A 16,584-nucleotide genomic window follows, 5' to 3' on the forward strand; every position below is an offset into this window, starting at 1 on the left:
AAATTGCAAGAATTACCCCTCAGCAAATGCTGGCTTATCAACAGACAAATTTCTTGCTATATTAACTTATATACGTTAGACTAGTAAGTAAGAATAGCATGTGATTTTCTTTTTTAGAAAATCATCGCCCCATTAAACATTCATGGAGGAAATCTTATGTCAGAAGATAAATTAAGTGCAAAATTGGATCAATTATCAGGTTCAGTGAAAGAAGGACTTGGTAAACTAACCGGTGACAAGGAAATCGAAGTCGAAGGAATTGTCGAAAAGGGAATCGGAAAAGCTAAAGAACTGGTTGAAGATGCAAAAGACAGCATCGAAGGCGCAGTACAGGGCATTAAAAATGCATTTGACAAGGAAGACAAATAAGATCTAATTCATATAGATGACTTCCTATAGTCAATTGCTCAAAGTGAAAATAAGGGGTTGTGGGAAATTCAGACATATGGTATGAATTCTACCCAACTCCTTTTTCTTCTGTAGTGAAAGGAAATAGTATGCTAAAAATTGTTTTTGTCTGTCTTGGCAATATTTGCCGTAGTCCAATGGCAGAGTTTGTCATGAAAGATTTAACAAATCAGGTCTATATTGAAAGTCGAGCAACATCTAGCTGGGAACATGGAAATCCTATTCATCCTGGAACTCAAAATATTTTCAGAAAACACAATATTAGCTATGATAGCACTAAAACATCGCAACAAATTAGTCAGAATGACTTTGAAACATTTGATTTTATCATAGGAATGGACAGTCAGAATGTCCAAGACCTGAAAAGAATGGCTCCCTCTTCTGCCCAAAATAAAATTTTTCAGTTTACAGATGAATCAGTCCCCGACCCTTGGTATACTGGTGATTTTGACGAAACCTATAGGATTGTTTCGAAAGGCTGCCAACATTGGTTGAATAAGATTTTAACTATGAATTCAATGAATTCTCAAAAAGACTCCGTGTAATATTTTTGTAATATTTGTAAAAAAATGGTAAACTATATTTGATTCTGTCGGCATCTTATTCCGGTATGATATTAGTTCAGAGTCAAATATTTTGAAAGTGAATTTCTATGAAAGAGATACAATTAGCATCAATTAAACCTCATCTAACGCGCAAGAATCTTGAAATCATGACTGTTATCTTATTAGCCTTGTGTGCTTTGTTTACCTTTGCTGGCCGAATGAGTAGCAAGGAAGTTCTCACCCTCGATAATGGAAAAATCAAGTATGAAGGGTATGTTGTCGCCTCTAAAATGAATGGTCAAGGAAAACTTACCTTTGAAAATGGAGATACTTACGAAGGAGAATTCTCCAACGGAATTTTCAACGGAAAAGGAACCTATAAGTCAGCTCAAGGATGGACCTACACTGGTCAATTCAAAAATGGCTATGCAGATGGAAAAGGAAAACTAACCACCGAAGGACAAGCAACTTACGAAGGAACATTTAAACAGGGGATTTATCAGCATGAGAATTAAATGGTTATCGGTTATTAGGGTCATTGGACTTTTATTTGTCTTGCTTTATCACTATTTTATTAAACAATTTCCAGGTGGCTTTGTTGGGGTAGACCTATTCTTTACCCTGTCTGGTTATCTGACAACTGCACTGCTTATTGATGAATTTGCAGCACACAAAAAAATTGACATCATTGCCTTTTTCCGTCGTAGAATCTATCGCATTTTACCGCCTTTGGTACTGACTATTTTGCTCGTAGTTCCACTTGCATTGACCATTCGAAATGACTTTATTGCTAATATAGGAAGTCAGATCACTGCTGCATTAGGTTTTATAACAAACTTTTTTGAAATCCTATCTGGTGGAAGCTATGAAAACCAGTTTTCTCCTCATTTATTCGTACACACTTGGACGCTTGCAATTGAGATGCAATATTATATCATCTGGGCAGGATTTATCTGGTTCATGGCAAGATCTGCTCGGACGATTGGACAATTAAGAGGAACCATTTTCCTCAGTTCAAGTATTCTGTTTCTCTTTAGTTTCTTGGGAATGTTCATTTCTAGCTTCTTTGTCAGCAACCAGTCAACCATTTATTATTCAACCTTTACGCATATCTTCCCATTCTTTATCGGAAGCATATTAGCTACAATAGTTGGTATAAAACAAACAACGCACTCCTTCCACAAACTTGTTGAGCAATTCTCTATCCGGAATCTATTACTCATTTTTGCAGGTGGTTTCGCCATTGAATTACTCCTTCTATTTTTCCTTCAATTCAGCTCTATTTGGACTTACCTTTTTGGTTTCCTCTTGTCTAGTTTGGCAACAGCTGCAATGATCTTCTCAGCTCGAATCCTTCATGAGAAAACACCTCATATTACTGAACCAAAGGCTATCTTGTTCATTGCCAACATTTCTTATGGAATGTATCTCTTCCATTGGCCATTTCTCATCATCTTTTCTCAATTACTTCCAAGTTTGGTTGCTGTGATTCTCTCTCTCATTTTTTCTACTATCCTATCAACCATCTCCTTCTTTGTTTTGGAACCATATGTTGTAGGTAAAGTAGGAAAATTATTTGGTCTAGCGGTCGACTTAAAGCCTTATAAGAAACATATTACCATCGGCTTTTCGATTCTAACCCTACTAAACTTCGCTATCTGCCTATTTGCACCAAAACTTGGAAATTTTGATAAAGAAAATATGGTCAGCTCACTTTACCAAGCTCAAACGCAATTGGCCACCACTCGAGCTGGTGTAGAAAATGCTCAAGCAACCAGTTATGAGATTCAAGAGGGGGTAACCATTTTCGGTGACTCTGTTACTGTCCGTGCTAGCACAGCTGTTCAAACTGCTCTACCTGACGCACAAATCGATGGAACTGTTAGCCGACATCTAACTGAGATTTCCGGTCTAATCAGCTTATACAAGAAAAATAATACCCTGAAACAAACTGTTGTGGTTGCCTTAGGGACCAATACAAGTGATAATTACCAAGAATTATTGGACCAGCTTGTTAAAGAATTTCCTAAAGGGCACAGACTCATCTTTGTCACACCCTATGATGGAAATTATACTCCAAGCAACTCACTCGCTTACCAAACAGGTAAGTATGAAAAAGAGTTAGCTGATAAGAATGATTTTATTTCTATTGCAGATTGGTACCAAGTAGCAAAAGATAATCCAAACATTTGGATCAATACAGACCTTGTTCACTTCAATCTTGAAACAGATGGAGCAACAATCTTTGCAACAACCATTAAGGATGCTGTAGAAGCCAGTGCAAATGGACCTATTAAAAATTAAATAAGTATCCTGGAAAATAGCATTAGTATTTGTATTTGACGGATTTAATAATCTATACACTCAAAAAATAACAAAATAAGAGCCTGAACAGCTCTTATTTTGTTATTTCTGCTTGCTTTGAAAACGCCATTCAAACCGTTTCTGATCATAAAATGGGTACATGGCTTGTAAAAGTGTGATAGCCAGTAACCAACCTCCGATAATATCGGTTGGGTAGTGTACCCCAATATAGATACGAGATATGGCAACCAATATAGAAATGAAAACGAGAAGGGCTTGAACAGCAGCTCGAGCTAATCCTTTTTTCATACGCTGTTGCATAACGATGACAATTGCTCCTGCAATCATCATGGTTGACGCTGTGTGCCAACTTGGAAATGAATAGCCTATTGTATCAATTAACCATTGGATGCTAGGGCGTGGACGTTGGTAGACATATTTCAGGGCTGTTGATGCTACCCCCATCGCTGCAAAACTAGCAAGTAAAAAATACGCTTCTATCTTCCACTTCTTAAAAAAGTAAAAGAATGCTGCCACAAGCAAGGTAATGGCTAGAATAATAACGGTATTTCCTAAAACGGTAATTGATGTCCAAAACTGGGTTGCTCCACTCGGTAGATTGCCACGAATGGCTGTTTGAATGGTTGAATCAAACCCCGCTAAGGAAGTTGGAAAAAATTTTGCCGTATAACCTAAGATAACAAAAGCTAAGGCAAAAAAGGATGCATTTTGTAAATGTTTTTGTTTGTTCTTCATACCAATAGTTTACCTTAAAAAGGTTAAACTTTCTTTAAAATCGGCTGTGCAGCTTTTTGGCAAATATAAAATACCGCTGATAGGACAACCCCTTGTAACAGATTAAATGGCAATACCATCATCAATAGGTAATTCCACAAGCCTAAAATTTCTTTAATATCAAAATTTGCAAATGCAGCATAGACTGGGACTGCATAAACATAGTTCAATAACAACATGACTAAGGTCGAACCGATGGTTGCAACGATTGCTGTTTTGATGTAATTTTTTATAGTCTGATCATTTTTCCAGAAATAGGCCACCGCTAAAATAAACACTGACATGGCAGCGATATTCATCGGCAAACCAATAATGGTCGATGGCCCCTGATTGTTTAAAATCAGTTTGAGAAAGGTTCGAACCAATAGGATAGCAAAACTAGCCTTGGTATCTAAAATTAACAGACCAAACAAGATTGGTACTAGGGAAAAATCCACCTCTAAGAAATTCGCCGTTGGAATAAGGGGAAATTTCAAGTACATGAGCAGAAAAGATACTGCTGAGAGAATGGCGATAATCGTCATTTTGCGTGTGTTTGTCATAAAGGTTCCTCCAATTATTGAAAATTGAAGAAGTCCAAAAGAGCAGGCTAAAAAACCGTGCACTTCGCCTTCTCCCATCCAGACTATACTGTCGGTTGTGGAATTGCACCACATCAGCTTTCGCTCGCAGACTTATTTACTAGATAATTTCTTTTTTGACACTTGTCTAAGGTGGTGGGGACGTCAGCAAACCTTCGGTTTCATGACTTATTTTCGAGCCTAAGGTCTCGAAAATCCCCTGTCATCCTATTCAAAAATAGGATGACTTTCACCACGGCGACAAGCGTCGGACTTGCGACCTTCGGTCGCTCCTGCTGCCGCCCTCAAAGAAAGATTTTCAAAATAGAGAAACTATCTTAATAAAATCACTGCCGGTCGGGAATCACACCCTGCCCTGAAGACTCTTCCATCATACCAAAAAAGCCTTGCAAACGCAAGACCTTGAAATGGTTTAGCTACTATTATGATTTCAATTTATCCTGTTCATAGGTATGGACCAACTCAAGACCAGCAAATTCTTGTTGGCGCAATGCTTCATATACAATCATACAAACCGTATTCGAAACATTCAAGCTTCGCACATGCTCATCATTCATTGGTATGCGAATTGCTTTCTCTGGATGTTTTCGCATAAACTCCTCAGGTAACCCCTTGTCTTCTCTACCGAATAGAAAATAATGGATTTTTCCATCATCATACTGTTCATCTGAGTATGTTTTATCTGCAAATTTTGACACCAGGTGCACGACTCCCTGTTGACTGGCATACTGCATAAATTCTTCCAGATTATCATAGAAACGAACATCTAATTTATCCCAATAATCCAACCCTGCTCGCTTCATTTTACGATCATCAATTGGAAAGCCCATCGGTTTTATGATATGCAAAGGGCTATTTGTCGCAGCACAAGTCCGAGCAATATTCCCTGTATTTTGTGGAATCTGTGGTTCAAACAAAACCACATGATTTTTTGCGGTTTCTTCAATATAATCTAATTCTTCTATATTCATGATAGCCTCTCTAACTTGGCAACGATCGGTTGACTTCAATAAAAAAACAATTCAGTCTATTCTTTTCATTATCGAAAAAAGACAAAAAAATAGCCACACTGCCCGGAGTCAAGCTCAGCAAACAGCATGGTGAATGATGATTCATTCACTTAACTCACAACAGGTTTGAGGTAAATAAATGAAATCGTGTTATTATTGTAACTTAAATAAAACTGAAAATCAAGTGTTTTGACTCATTTTTTTCAATTTTTCGCAGAAAATTTGAGAGAAAATATGAAAGTTGCAAATCTATTTTTTATTTTTTCATGCATTTTGAATAATAGTTTATCTTGTTTACTCCTTTTTCCGTCAATGGTCGTCTAAGATGTTGCTTGCTATGAATCGTATCAGTTACGAATTCAGGAATAATCAGGCAATAAGTCTATTATTATCAGATACCAAGGTTAGACCTCACATCACTAGTGTTATATACTCGGCCATTTTCTAAATCGTCAAAACTTTTACCAATTTCAGCCCGTAAACCTGCTAATAACTCAGCCTTTTCTTTATCGATGTCAGTCTCAAACGGTAAGACCTTATTTTGTACGATATTTTCTAAAAATAAATGAAAGGTAGAGGTCATATCAAGGTTTTGGGCTGTAATAATTGCTTTAGTTTTTTCTAATAATTCGCTATTTGTTTTAAAGTTAACCTGCGTATTTTTCTCAAAAACATGCATAGTTACACCACCTTTCAAATAGGATATCACAACGAACTATACTTGTATAGTCATTTATAATCAAATGCATTTATATGCTTGCAAAGTATGTGTGCTTGTATAGTCATATGAATTAGCTTTCAGACATGGAACTGAGGTGCTGGTAGCTAGAACAGCCTAAAGGCTGGTCTGGACTGGAAATAAGACTTGCGAAACAAGTCACTATCGTAGAGTACGGTAAGTCGAAAATGGCAATGTTCAAAGTTAATTCAAATGACTGATAACAGTGTAGAAATTTAAAAAAGACCATGGGAAATCAAAAAAACAAGCAAAATAACCTACATCTGCTTGTTTCTTCGTAAACTAAATGTGTCTGGAACTGGATCATCGCCGCCTTCTACAAAGGGATGACAGCGACCTATTCTAGCTAGTCCCATAAATAAGCCCTTGAGTCCATGTTTATTCAAAGCTTCAATCATGTAATTTGAACAGGTCGGCTGATAGCGACAAGATGGGGGAAAGAGGGGAGAGATGAATGTTTGATAAAGTCGAACCAAGCCGATGAAGAGCCTGACCATTATTTTTTAACAGTCTTAGTAACAGCCAGTGTGTGGAGCTTACTAATATCTTTCTTATTCAGCTTGCGGTATTCCCCAGGACGTAAGCCGGTCAAATCTAGATTGCCAAAACGGGTTCGAGATAGTTTATCCACCTGCAAGCCCACAGCTTCAAACATCTTCTTCACTTGATGATTGCGTCCTTCATGAATTGTCAACTCAACTACAGAACGGTTTTTGACAGGATCCACCTTAATGATTTCATAGACAGCTGGCTTGGTTTTCTTACCATCAATGACCACTCCACGAGTTAGTGGACGCAAGACTTCCTTATTGGCGATGCCTTTTACACGCGCCAAATATACCTTATCAATCTCATTTCGTGGGTGAATCATTTCATCGGTAAAGTCCCCATCGTTGGTCAATATCAAGACCCCAGACGTATCCCAGTCTAGCCGACCAACAGGATAGATGCGTTCCTTGACCATAGGCAGTAAGTCTATGACAGTCTTACGACCCTTGTCATCAGATACACTAGAAATAACACCACGTGGTTTATTTAGTAAGTAATAGACTTTTTCTTCATTGTAGATTGGTTGCCCTTCTACTTCGACCTTATCCCCTGACTTGATAAGGGTCCCTAGCTCTCGAACCACCTGACCATTGACAGTCACTAACCCTTGTTTTATCAGCTCTTCTGCCTTACGACGACTGGCAACACCAGCATGGGCAATGTATTTATTAATTCTCATTTTCTAACTCATTTCTTTCTAAGAACAACTCAGTCTCCTCTTGGACAATTTCCAAATCAGATACATCTGGCAATTCTTCTAAGCTGTTTATTCCCATGTAATCAAGGAAATAATCCGTCGTTACATAAAGATTGGGCCTTCCAAGCACTTCCTTCTTACCATTCTCACGAATCAAATCAAAGGCCTGTAATTTACTAATCGCACCACTTGAATTAACCCCACGAATATCATCAACTTCTATCCGTGTAATCGGCTGTTTATAAGCAACAATTGACAATGTCTCTAAAAGTGCTCGCGACATCGTCTGATTGATCGGTGTTTTGGCGTAGATTCTCAGAAGCTCAGCATATTCTTTTTTGGTAACCAACTTAAATCGGTTAGATGATTCCAAGAGAGCCAAGCCTGAATCGGAATCCGCTTGGTACTTCTCACTGAGTTTCTCTAATTGCTGATTAACTGCTGTTGGTTGTAATTCCAACATCTCTGCAAGATTGCGTAGGGTCAAGCCTTCTTCTCCAGCCACAAAGAGTAGGACTTCGATTTCAGCTAAGCGATTCATTTTCTCTCCTTACTAGATAAATATCCCCAAATATTTCAGCCTGCTCCAATACAATTTCATGAACCTTGACCAATTCCAGGGTTGCGAGAAACATCGTAATCACTTCGTTAATATCCTGACTTTCCTGAAACAGCTGACGAAGTTCGATGCGTGGATGACTCTGAAAACGATTACGTACAAAGTCCATCATATCTTCAATTTTGTATTCATCCCGTGCAATTGTTGCATGAGACTGGCGCAAACTGGCTTGTTTTTCTGCCATTACTTTTGAAAATGCTAGGAAAATATCAATCACCGTTTTATCTTGCGCTAGTTGGACATCCTCATAGACTAAATCTAACTTTGGTTTTGAATAATAATGTGCCCGTTCATTATGTTGCTCCCCCATTTTTTCACTGAGAAGCTTAAATTTCCGGTATTCTTCTAATTGGTCCAAGAGATCCATTTCCGGATCATCTTCAGGATCTGTCTGTTCAACGACCTTCGGCAATAAACGACGGCTTTTGATCACCATCAATTGGCTAGCCATCAGCATATATTCTCCCGCTACTTCTAATCGCATGGCCTGTAAGGTCGCAATGTAGGCTAAATATTGCTCAATAACCTCTGTAATCGGAACCTCGTAAATATCTACTTGATACTTGGACACCAGGTGTAGCAGGAGATCAAGTGGCCCTTCAAAATCTTTTAATTTTATATCCATTATCTAAATTTATCCAAACTCACGCTTGTTTTCAGTCCTAACTCCTTGGCGATTTGGTCCAAAGATTTTCCTTCATCTATCTGTTGTAGAATAAATTGTTCTCGCAATTTTTGGGCAGTCCAATCGGTTTTTCCTATAGATTGTAGATATTCACTCAACCGATTAAAGAACCATTGACGAGAGTATGGGTACCCCTTCTTATCGAATACATATTTTCCAGTTAGATGGTTTTCTACATAGGAAAGAAGTTCCTTTGGCAAACTAAGAACCCGTTTGGCAGCTCCCTTCTCAACAGTCATGACTTGAAAGTTTAGGTTAATCTGCTCACTCTTTAGCTCTGCTATTTCACTAGGCGTAAGCCCTAGCAATGCGATCAAAAGTGCAATAAGCTGTCCATCAAGAAATGGTGATTCCCGAAAAAGCAGTGATACATTTTCACGTTCCATCCGCTTTTTGACACGACCAGAGCTTGCCATTGCCTGCAGTTTATAGAAACGATCTATGTGCCCACTTTCATAAAGGAAATAGAGAAATTGATTGATAGTTGATACTTTTCTTTTCTGAGCAGCAGGTTTCAGGTCCAAGAGAAACTGTTGATAGATCAGTAAGGACTGCTGGGAAATCTCTCCCTTGGTCACGGTCAAAAATTGCTGTAAATCATAGGTATAGGATTTTTGGCTATTTAGGCTGATTTTTTTGCTTTTGATAAAGGATTCAATCGCTTGTTTCATTTCTTTCCTTCTTTTGACGCGAGTGGAAAATTATGTAGAAGAGCATTGATTGCTTTTAAAATGGATTTTCGAGTAATGATACCTACGAATTTCCTATTTTCTCCAAGGACGGGTAAGAAAGATTGATCTACCAATTTTCGCATGACTTCCGTTAAGTCATAATCTAGGCCAACGGTTTCTTCATCCGTTTTTGCAATGAGGGAGATGTCTTCATTTAATTCATCATCAGTCAGTTCATTATCTGACTGGTATTTGATAATTTCAGTTAAACCAATTGTTCCAAAATAGTTTCCATCTTCTGTCACTACAGGTACACGCGAGTAGGTTGTGTGGCTAAGCAACAGTTTTGCATGGTCAATATTGTGACTCTCCACCAAAACTGCCAATTTTTCAGCAGGAGTAAGGAAGGTTTCTTCCTGTTCTAACAAGAAGGCTTCAAATTCACGTGCAATCATCTTGAGATATCCTTTGTCAATGCTGGGTAGAGTTGGTGTTGGCGGTTATAAAAATCAATATGAAAATGATCATCAGAGATGGTTACAAGGGCATAGAGACATTCTCTGACAAGACCACGTGGTTGGCTAATGGAACCTGGATTGAGAAAAAGTGTCTTGCCACGAACTTCAGCATCAGGTACATGCAGATGCCCATACAAACAAATATCCGAATTAACTTCCTGTGCCCAATAATCCAACCGTTGCCAGCCGTAATTAATGCCATAAAGATGACCATGAGTCTGTGCAATGGTCACATCATCCAAATTTGTAACCAATTGGTCTGGGTAACCACCAAAGTAGTCACAGTTCCCGTTGACAACGTAAACTCCATCCCAAAGACTATCTTGACTATCTAGTTCAGAATCTCCGTTATGAAAGATTGCATTGACCTTACCAAGATAACGGTTTTTAATTTCTTCTACAATCTGTCTATCCCCATGAGAATCACTCATGACTAGGATTGTTTTGCTTGCTCCTGCCATACAGGAAATGCCTCCACTAATTTTTCTAGTGCTTGTGCACGGTGGGAAATCTTATTTTTTTCTTCTAGGGTCAATTCTGCCGAGGTCTTACCTGTTTCGCCTACGAGGAAAAGTGGATCATATCCAAACCCATTTTCACCGCGTCGCTCCATTCCGATATATCCATCCCAGTCAGCTTCAACAACCAAACTCTCACGATTTGGAGCAGCCATAACTAGGGTACAATGGAATTGTGCAGAACGATCTTTTAGTTCAAATACCATCGCCAACTCGTGCAACAATTTAGAATTATTGCGTTCATCCGTTGCTTCTGGTCCTGAAAAACGAGCAGACCAAACTCCTGGCAAGCCACCTAAAGCATCCACTTTCAGACCTGAATCATCTGCCAAGACCATCTTGCCTGTCAGCTCTGCTATGGTTTCAGCCTTGAGCCGTGCATTTTCCTCAAAAGTCATACCTGTTTCTGCTACATCTGGAAGATCTGGATAGTTGTTGAGGTTCTCGACCTGATAACCAAATCGCTCAAAAAACTTGCGAAATTCCTTGGTCTTGCCTTCATTCTTTGTAGCAATCAAGATGGTATCTCCTACGCTTGCCAATCCCTTGTCTTGACCGAAGAAGGTTGCCATCTCAATTCCTTCTTTTGGTAAATGAACCAAGAGAAGCTTGTCATTCTCTGTTACCAGAATAGATCCTTGGTGTTGGAGAACCTTGAACTGACGATTGTTTAACTCATTCAAAGTATCACAGGCAAATTGAAAGAGGGCAAATTCAGACTGAAGTTTGATCACCTCAATGTTGACACACTGGTTAAAGTTCTCGTCTTCATAATTGCCAGCAATTAGTTTGTCAAACAATTGACCAATCTGGTAAATTTCCTGCTCTCTCCCATTTTCACCAAATGAACCAAATAGATTGGCAAAGCTGGCTTTACCAATAAACCAATTATGCTCATCTCTGTATTCATAAATTTTTTCTGTCATAATGCTACGTGCTCCACATAAATATCAATGCCCATCCAGCTTTCAGCTATTTCTTTAAAAGCTGCCGGACTAGCTGTTGTGTAAAATCTGTGCTGAATATCCTTTTCGGTACGGCTATGGTTGATTTCAAAATAATTTAACAAAACTGAAATATCCCGCGCACATTCTGCCCCACTATCAATCAGTTTAACATCTTTCCCCATCGCATTCTGAATAATCGGACGCAACAATGGAAAATGAGTACAGCCCAAAACCAATGTATCCACCTTTCCTAAAAGCGGACGTAAGGTCTCATAAACAACTTTCTTTGCTAAGCTAGACTGATGACTATTGGACTCCACCAGAGGGACAAACTTTGGACATGCCAGACTTTCTACCTGTGTCTCTGGAGATAGCGTTTGAATTTTTTCTCGATAAATATCAGACTGAATGGTCATAACAGTCCCCAAGACGCCTATTTTGCCAGTTTTTGTTGCCTTAATGGCAGCCGAAGTCCCTGGTAAAATAACACCCAAAACAGGAATATCTAATTTTTCTTTGACTTCTTCCCAAGCTACTGCAGTCGCCGTGTTACATGCAAAAACAATCATTTTCACATTCTTTGTCAATAGAAAATTGACCAACTGCCAAGTGTATTCTTTGATTTGTTCCGCTGGTCGTGGTCCATAAGGAGCCCTTGCGGAATCACCGATATAAACGATTTCTTCGTGGGGAAGCTGGCGCATCAATTCACGTGCAACCGTTAATCCTCCCACACCTGAATCTAAAAAACCAATTGGTCGATTATCCATAATACTGAGATTAGCCAGATAATCTGACTAGCCTTTCTTTTCCTACTCAAAAAATGGGATCTGGGAATGAATATCCCAGTCCCAGTTTGATTATTTTTTCTTGCTTGCTACTTTTTGTTGGCTCTTGATTTGGCGAAGCACTTGTTGAACTTTTGCTTCACTTGGTTTTTGACCCATTTGGCTCATCATCAAACGCAAAGCATTCTCATCCAAAATTGGTTTATCAGCAATGTAGTTTTCCACCTGTCTGCGTGACAAGTAAATCCCCAAGGCCACACCACCTGCAAATGCCAATACAATTAGTAAAATAGCTAAACCTAAGTTCATCTGTCAATCTCCTGACTTTTCTAAAAAGTATAATTCTGGATTGTTTTTAACAATCTTTCAATATCCCTATTATACCAAATTCCCTAGTCTTTTCCAAGACTTACCTGTCAAAATCAAAACCGTAAATGGTCGCGAAATAATCCTCAGGTCTTTCAGCACGACGAATCATACGCGCTGTGCCATCTTCCTGTAAAAGAATTTCAGAGGAACGCAGACGACCGTTGTAGTTGTAGCCCATAGAGAAGCCGTGGGCACCACTGTCATGAATGACCAAGGTGTCACCTACTTCAGCTCGTGGCAATTCACGATTGACTGCAAACTTGTCGTTGTTTTCACAGAGGGAACCAGCCACATCCACCACTTCGATTGGCGCATCTGGACGTGTCACATTTGTGATGTGATGATAAGCTCCGTAAAAGGCTGGACGCATGAGATTGGCTGCCGATGCATCGACACCGATATAGGTCCGATAGGTTTCCTTACGATGAAGCACCTTTGTAATCAAGTGACCATGTGGCGCCAACATAAAGCGTCCCAATTCCGTAAAGATTTTGACATGTCCCATACCAGCTGGCGTGAGAATTTCCTCGTAGACCTTACGAACTCCCTCACCAATGACAGCAATGTCGTTTGGTTCTTGCTCAGGACGATAGTTGACCCCAATCCCACCTGATAGGTTGATGAAGTCCAAGGTCACACCTGTTTCCTCACGAATTTCCAAGGCCAATTCAAAGAGTTGACGAGCTAAGACAGGATAGTAGTCATTTGTTACAGTATTTGAAGCCAGAAAGGCATGGATCCCAAACTTCTTGACACCCAGTTCTTTCAGCTCCTTATAGCCTTTCATCAACTGTTCCTTGGTCATCCCAAATTTAGACTCTTCTGGATGGTCCATAATGTCCGTTCCCAGCGAGAAGACTCCTCCAGGATTGTAACGGAGGCAGACCGTTTCTGGGATACCAGCAACATTTTTCAAAAACTCAATGTGTTCATAGGCATCAAGGTTAATGGTCGCTCCAACTTTTCGAGCATAGACAAATTCTTGCGCTTGGGTATCATTGGATGTAAACATGATGTCTTTAAAGCCCAATTTTTCACTCATCAGCACTTCTACATCTGTTGCACAGTCCACTCCACAGCCTTCTTCTTGTAGAATTTTCAAAATAGCGGGTGTCGGAGTCGCCTTGACCGCAAAATATTCCTTAAAGCCCTTGTTCCATGAAAAAGCTGCATTAAGAGCACGGGCCTTCTCACGAATGCCTTTTTCATCATACAAATGGAAAGGAGTCGGAAATTGCTCCGTAATGGTATCCAAAATTTCTTTACTAACAAATGGTGTCTTGGTCATGTCGCTACCTCATCAAATATTTTTCCTATTATACCATAGAATAATCTTTTCAAGAAATGATAAACCCACTACATTAAATGGGAAAGGATTTTTTTGATAAAAAGGCTCTCTGAGCTTCATTACAAATACGACTTTTTTATTAGGGGCCGTTAAAAAGTTTAATGATAAATCAACTATACACTGGAAAAATAAAACGTACTGCAAATTTCTAACTGCTTTCAAAAATCGCACAATAATAGCGATTTTACTGAAGGAAGTTAGTCCAAATTATTGTTAATAGTTGACTACTTCAAAATTTTTGGTATAATTTATGTAGAGGTAGTCGGAGAGTAACACCGACTCTAAAAAGAAAATACTCTAAAGTTGATGTAGTCGTAAGGGTCGCGACTCTAAAAAGAAAGGCCCTTTTTTCGTATATTTAGAGGTTTAATCTATGTCAAAAATCAGTAAAAACAGCCTGTATTTCCATCTATTAACCCAAGACTATTTTGAATCTTATCAATATTTAGACGAGTTTCAAGAAGATTGTGCACGTGGACATGGAGTAATGGTTCTTGATATTCATAATCTGCTGATTGCAATTCCACTTCGTTCTGGTATTTCTGAGAGACTGAGACGTTCTAGTCATTTATTCCCATACACAACTTATAAACGTCACGATGGCAAAATGTGTTTGAAAGCTTTAGATTTTAGTAAATTGACGATTATCGAAGAAAAACATATCGACTATACAAAAATTTATCACTTTAATGACTCTAATGAAAAGATTTTTTATCTTAGAAATTCTAATCGTATTTTTTCAAGAATTAAAAATTATGTAAATAAATATATTGATATTTGTTTAAAGATTGAACACGGGGAATCGGTCACTTTTAGAACATTGAACCCCTACAGATTTAGCACTTTGCGCAACTTCCATTTTGAATTAGGAATTGCAATTTCGAAACAAGATTTTATCAATCAGTTTAGAAAATAATTTTTTACAATAGAGTGCCAAAATCGCTCTATTATGAAACATTGGAAAACTCCACCAAATACTTGCAAAATAAATTATGAGCGTTATAATGTGAATATCATTAAAAAAGGAGTAATATATGTCAACATTAGATTTTGATTTTACAGAACGCTTGTATGCCAATTATCTAGCTAATCCAAGCCTACAGGCAACCGAAAATGCCGTGAGCCACAACGGACTTTTGAAATCCTTAGAAACACGCCAAAGCGCCATTGACAATGACTATGTCTTTTCACTCGATTTGACCAAGGATGCTGTTTCAAACCAAAAGGCTTCTGGACGTTGCTGGATGTTTGCTGCATTGAATACCTTCCGCCACAAGCTCATCTCAGACTTCAAACTGGAGAATTTTGAGCTATCACAGGCCCATACCTTCTTTTGGGATAAATATGAAAAATCCAACTGGTTCCTCGAACAAATCATTGCCACAGCTGACCTAGAGATTGGTAGCCGTAAGGTAAAATTCTTATTGGATACTCCTCAACAAGATGGCGGTCAATGGGATATGGTTGTTGCTCTATTTGAAAAATATGGTGTGGTACCGAAATCCGTCTATCCAGAATCTATCTCATCCAGTGCCAGCCGTGAACTCAATCAGTACCTTAACAAATTGCTCCGTCAAGATGCACAAATCTTGCGCGACCTCCTTGCCAAAGGAGCTTCTTCTGAAGAGGTTCAAACACAAAAAGAAAGCTTGCTTCAAGAAATCTTTAACTTCCTAGCCGTCAACCTTGGACTCCCTCCCCGCAACTTTGATTTTGCATATAGAGACAAGGATAATGTCTATCACCGTGATACAAATGTCACACCTCAGGCATTCTACGAGAAATACGTTGGTTTGAAACTATCTGACTATGTCTCCATTATCAATGCTCCTACAACTGACAAACCCTACAATAAGTCTTATACAGTCGAATTGTTGGGGAACGTTGTTGGCGCCCCTGCTGTCCGCTACCTCAATGTAGAAATGAACCGGTTTAAAGAACTGGCTATTGCCCAACTCAAAGCTGGTGAGTCCGTTTGGTTTGGTTCCGATGTCGGTCAAAGTAGCAATCGTCAAACTGGTATTATGGCAACCAACACCTACGACTTCTCTTCAGGTCTGGGTATCCATTTCCATCAAGACAAGGCTGGAAGATTAGACTACTCCGAAAGTTTGATGACCCACGCTATGGTCTTAACTGGTGTTGATTTAGACGATAATGAGCAACCTCTCAAATGGAAAGTAGAAAACTCTTGGGGTGACAAGGTTGGTGATAAGGGATACTTCGTCGCATCAGATAGCTGGATGGACGAGTACACTTATCAGATTGTTGTCCGAAAAGAATTCCTCACACCAGAAGAACTAGCAGCTTATCAAGCTCAACCACAAGTCCTTGCCCCATGGGATCCAATGGGAGCACTAGCATAACAAATGACATCGAGTAGGGACTAATTTCTAGTCCCTCTCACACCACCGTGCGTGCCGTTCGGCACACGGCGGTTCAACTAACTTTTAACGCATGTCGTTTTAGATAATAATCTAGGCAAGAAACCAG

The 16,584-nt window shown here is 39.1% G+C and carries 21 protein-coding genes; 6 read left to right on the forward strand and 15 right to left on the reverse strand.

Annotation, left to right across the window (positions count from 1 at the left end):
* Positions 1-156: 156 nt before the first annotated feature.
* From K6V48_RS01465 to K6V48_RS01480, 4 genes are all read left to right on the forward strand, one after another.
* Entirely contained in the window at positions 157-369 is a 213-nt protein-coding gene (locus tag K6V48_RS01465) for a CsbD family protein (RefSeq protein ID WP_172038709.1), read from the forward strand.
* 128 nt (positions 370-497) lie between these two features.
* Complete coding sequence (locus K6V48_RS01470; protein WP_172038710.1) at positions 498-953, forward strand: low molecular weight protein-tyrosine-phosphatase; 456 nt, start codon at positions 498-500, stop codon at positions 951-953.
* Between the two features lie 107 nt (positions 954-1,060).
* Positions 1,061-1,468, forward strand: a complete 408-nt coding sequence (locus K6V48_RS01475; protein WP_172038711.1) for an MORN repeat-containing protein — start codon at positions 1,061-1,063, stop codon at positions 1,466-1,468.
* Entirely contained in the window at positions 1,458-3,257 is a 1,800-nt protein-coding gene (locus tag K6V48_RS01480; protein WP_222367437.1) for an acyltransferase family protein, read from the forward strand. The genes K6V48_RS01475 and K6V48_RS01480 overlap by 11 nt, the downstream gene beginning before the upstream one ends.
* 102 nt (positions 3,258-3,359) lie before the next feature.
* Here the strand turns inward: K6V48_RS01480 and K6V48_RS01485 are convergent, their stop codons facing one another.
* The 15 genes from K6V48_RS01485 to K6V48_RS01555 all read right to left on the reverse strand — a co-directional run bounded on the left by K6V48_RS01485 (position 3,360) and on the right by K6V48_RS01555 (position 14,031).
* Positions 3,360-4,013: a phosphatase PAP2 family protein gene (locus K6V48_RS01485; protein ID WP_222367438.1), complete on the reverse strand. Its 654-nt coding sequence runs from the start codon at positions 4,011-4,013 to the stop codon at positions 3,360-3,362.
* 23 nt (positions 4,014-4,036) lie between these two features.
* Positions 4,037-4,594 carry an ECF transporter S component gene (locus tag K6V48_RS01490; protein WP_222367439.1) on the reverse strand — a complete coding sequence of 186 codons (558 nt, stop codon included), beginning with the start codon at positions 4,592-4,594 and terminating at the stop codon, positions 4,037-4,039.
* 461 nt (positions 4,595-5,055) lie between these two features.
* On the reverse strand, positions 5,056-5,604 hold the full coding sequence (locus K6V48_RS01495) for a tRNA (cytidine(34)-2'-O)-methyltransferase (RefSeq protein WP_024404170.1): 549 nt from the start codon (positions 5,602-5,604) through the stop codon (positions 5,056-5,058).
* 430 nt (positions 5,605-6,034) lie between these two features.
* A complete protein-coding gene (relB, locus tag K6V48_RS01500; protein ID WP_222367440.1) occupies positions 6,035-6,322 on the reverse strand; it encodes a type II toxin-antitoxin system RelB/ParD family antitoxin in 288 nt (95 codons plus the stop codon).
* Positions 6,323-6,639: 317 nt separating this feature from the next.
* Positions 6,640-6,879: a membrane protein insertion efficiency factor YidD gene (gene yidD / locus K6V48_RS01505; protein ID WP_024396403.1), complete on the reverse strand. Its 240-nt coding sequence runs from the start codon at positions 6,877-6,879 to the stop codon at positions 6,640-6,642.
* Positions 6,879-7,610 (reverse strand): pseudouridine synthase, encoded by a 732-nt coding sequence (locus K6V48_RS01510; RefSeq protein WP_024391162.1) that lies wholly within the window; start codon positions 7,608-7,610, stop codon positions 6,879-6,881. Before K6V48_RS01510 ends, yidD begins: the two co-directional genes overlap by 1 nt.
* Positions 7,600-8,169: an SMC-Scp complex subunit ScpB gene (gene scpB / locus K6V48_RS01515; RefSeq protein WP_024396404.1), complete on the reverse strand. Its 570-nt coding sequence runs from the start codon at positions 8,167-8,169 to the stop codon at positions 7,600-7,602. Before scpB ends, K6V48_RS01510 begins: the two co-directional genes overlap by 11 nt.
* Complete coding sequence (locus tag K6V48_RS01520; RefSeq protein WP_024404163.1) at positions 8,153-8,872, reverse strand: segregation/condensation protein A; 720 nt, start codon at positions 8,870-8,872, stop codon at positions 8,153-8,155. The genes scpB and K6V48_RS01520 overlap by 17 nt, the downstream gene beginning before the upstream one ends.
* Positions 8,872-9,603 carry a site-specific tyrosine recombinase XerD gene (xerD, locus tag K6V48_RS01525; RefSeq protein ID WP_222367441.1) on the reverse strand — a complete coding sequence of 244 codons (732 nt, stop codon included), beginning with the start codon at positions 9,601-9,603 and terminating at the stop codon, positions 8,872-8,874. Before xerD ends, K6V48_RS01520 begins: the two co-directional genes overlap by 1 nt.
* Positions 9,600-10,058, reverse strand: coding sequence for a cyclic-di-AMP-binding protein CbpB (gene cbpB, locus K6V48_RS01530; protein WP_024396407.1), 459 nt, complete (start codon positions 10,056-10,058; stop codon positions 9,600-9,602). The genes xerD and cbpB overlap by 4 nt, the downstream gene beginning before the upstream one ends.
* On the reverse strand, positions 10,055-10,582 hold the full coding sequence (locus K6V48_RS01535; protein ID WP_024404161.1) for a metallophosphoesterase: 528 nt from the start codon (positions 10,580-10,582) through the stop codon (positions 10,055-10,057). The genes cbpB and K6V48_RS01535 overlap by 4 nt, the downstream gene beginning before the upstream one ends.
* The gene (locus K6V48_RS01540; RefSeq protein ID WP_222367442.1) at positions 10,555-11,565 is read right to left on the reverse strand and encodes a nucleoside-triphosphate diphosphatase; all 1,011 of its coding nucleotides are present in this window, start codon (positions 11,563-11,565) and stop codon (positions 10,555-10,557) included. Before K6V48_RS01540 ends, K6V48_RS01535 begins: the two co-directional genes overlap by 28 nt.
* Positions 11,562-12,356: a glutamate racemase gene (racE, locus tag K6V48_RS01545; RefSeq protein WP_172007318.1), complete on the reverse strand. Its 795-nt coding sequence runs from the start codon at positions 12,354-12,356 to the stop codon at positions 11,562-11,564. The genes K6V48_RS01540 and racE overlap by 4 nt, the downstream gene beginning before the upstream one ends.
* 90 nt (positions 12,357-12,446) lie before the next feature.
* On the reverse strand, positions 12,447-12,683 hold the full coding sequence (locus tag K6V48_RS01550) for a YneF family protein (protein WP_012027622.1): 237 nt from the start codon (positions 12,681-12,683) through the stop codon (positions 12,447-12,449).
* Between the two features lie 100 nt (positions 12,684-12,783).
* The gene (locus tag K6V48_RS01555) at positions 12,784-14,031 is read right to left on the reverse strand and encodes a diaminopimelate decarboxylase (RefSeq protein WP_222367443.1); all 1,248 of its coding nucleotides are present in this window, start codon (positions 14,029-14,031) and stop codon (positions 12,784-12,786) included.
* 433 nt (positions 14,032-14,464) lie between these two features.
* On the opposite strand from K6V48_RS01555, the gene K6V48_RS01560 reads away from it, so the two are divergent.
* Positions 14,465-15,007, forward strand: a complete 543-nt coding sequence (locus K6V48_RS01560; RefSeq protein ID WP_032535778.1) for a hypothetical protein — start codon at positions 14,465-14,467, stop codon at positions 15,005-15,007.
* A 118-nt stretch (positions 15,008-15,125) separates the two neighbouring features.
* Positions 15,126-16,457 carry a C1 family peptidase gene (pepC, locus tag K6V48_RS01565; protein WP_222367444.1) on the forward strand — a complete coding sequence of 444 codons (1,332 nt, stop codon included), beginning with the start codon at positions 15,126-15,128 and terminating at the stop codon, positions 16,455-16,457.
* Positions 16,458-16,584 lie beyond the last annotated feature (127 nt).

The sequence above is a fragment of the Streptococcus suis genome (assembly GCF_019794555.1).
Classification (GTDB): Bacteria; Bacillota; Bacilli; order Lactobacillales; family Streptococcaceae; genus Streptococcus; species Streptococcus suis_AB.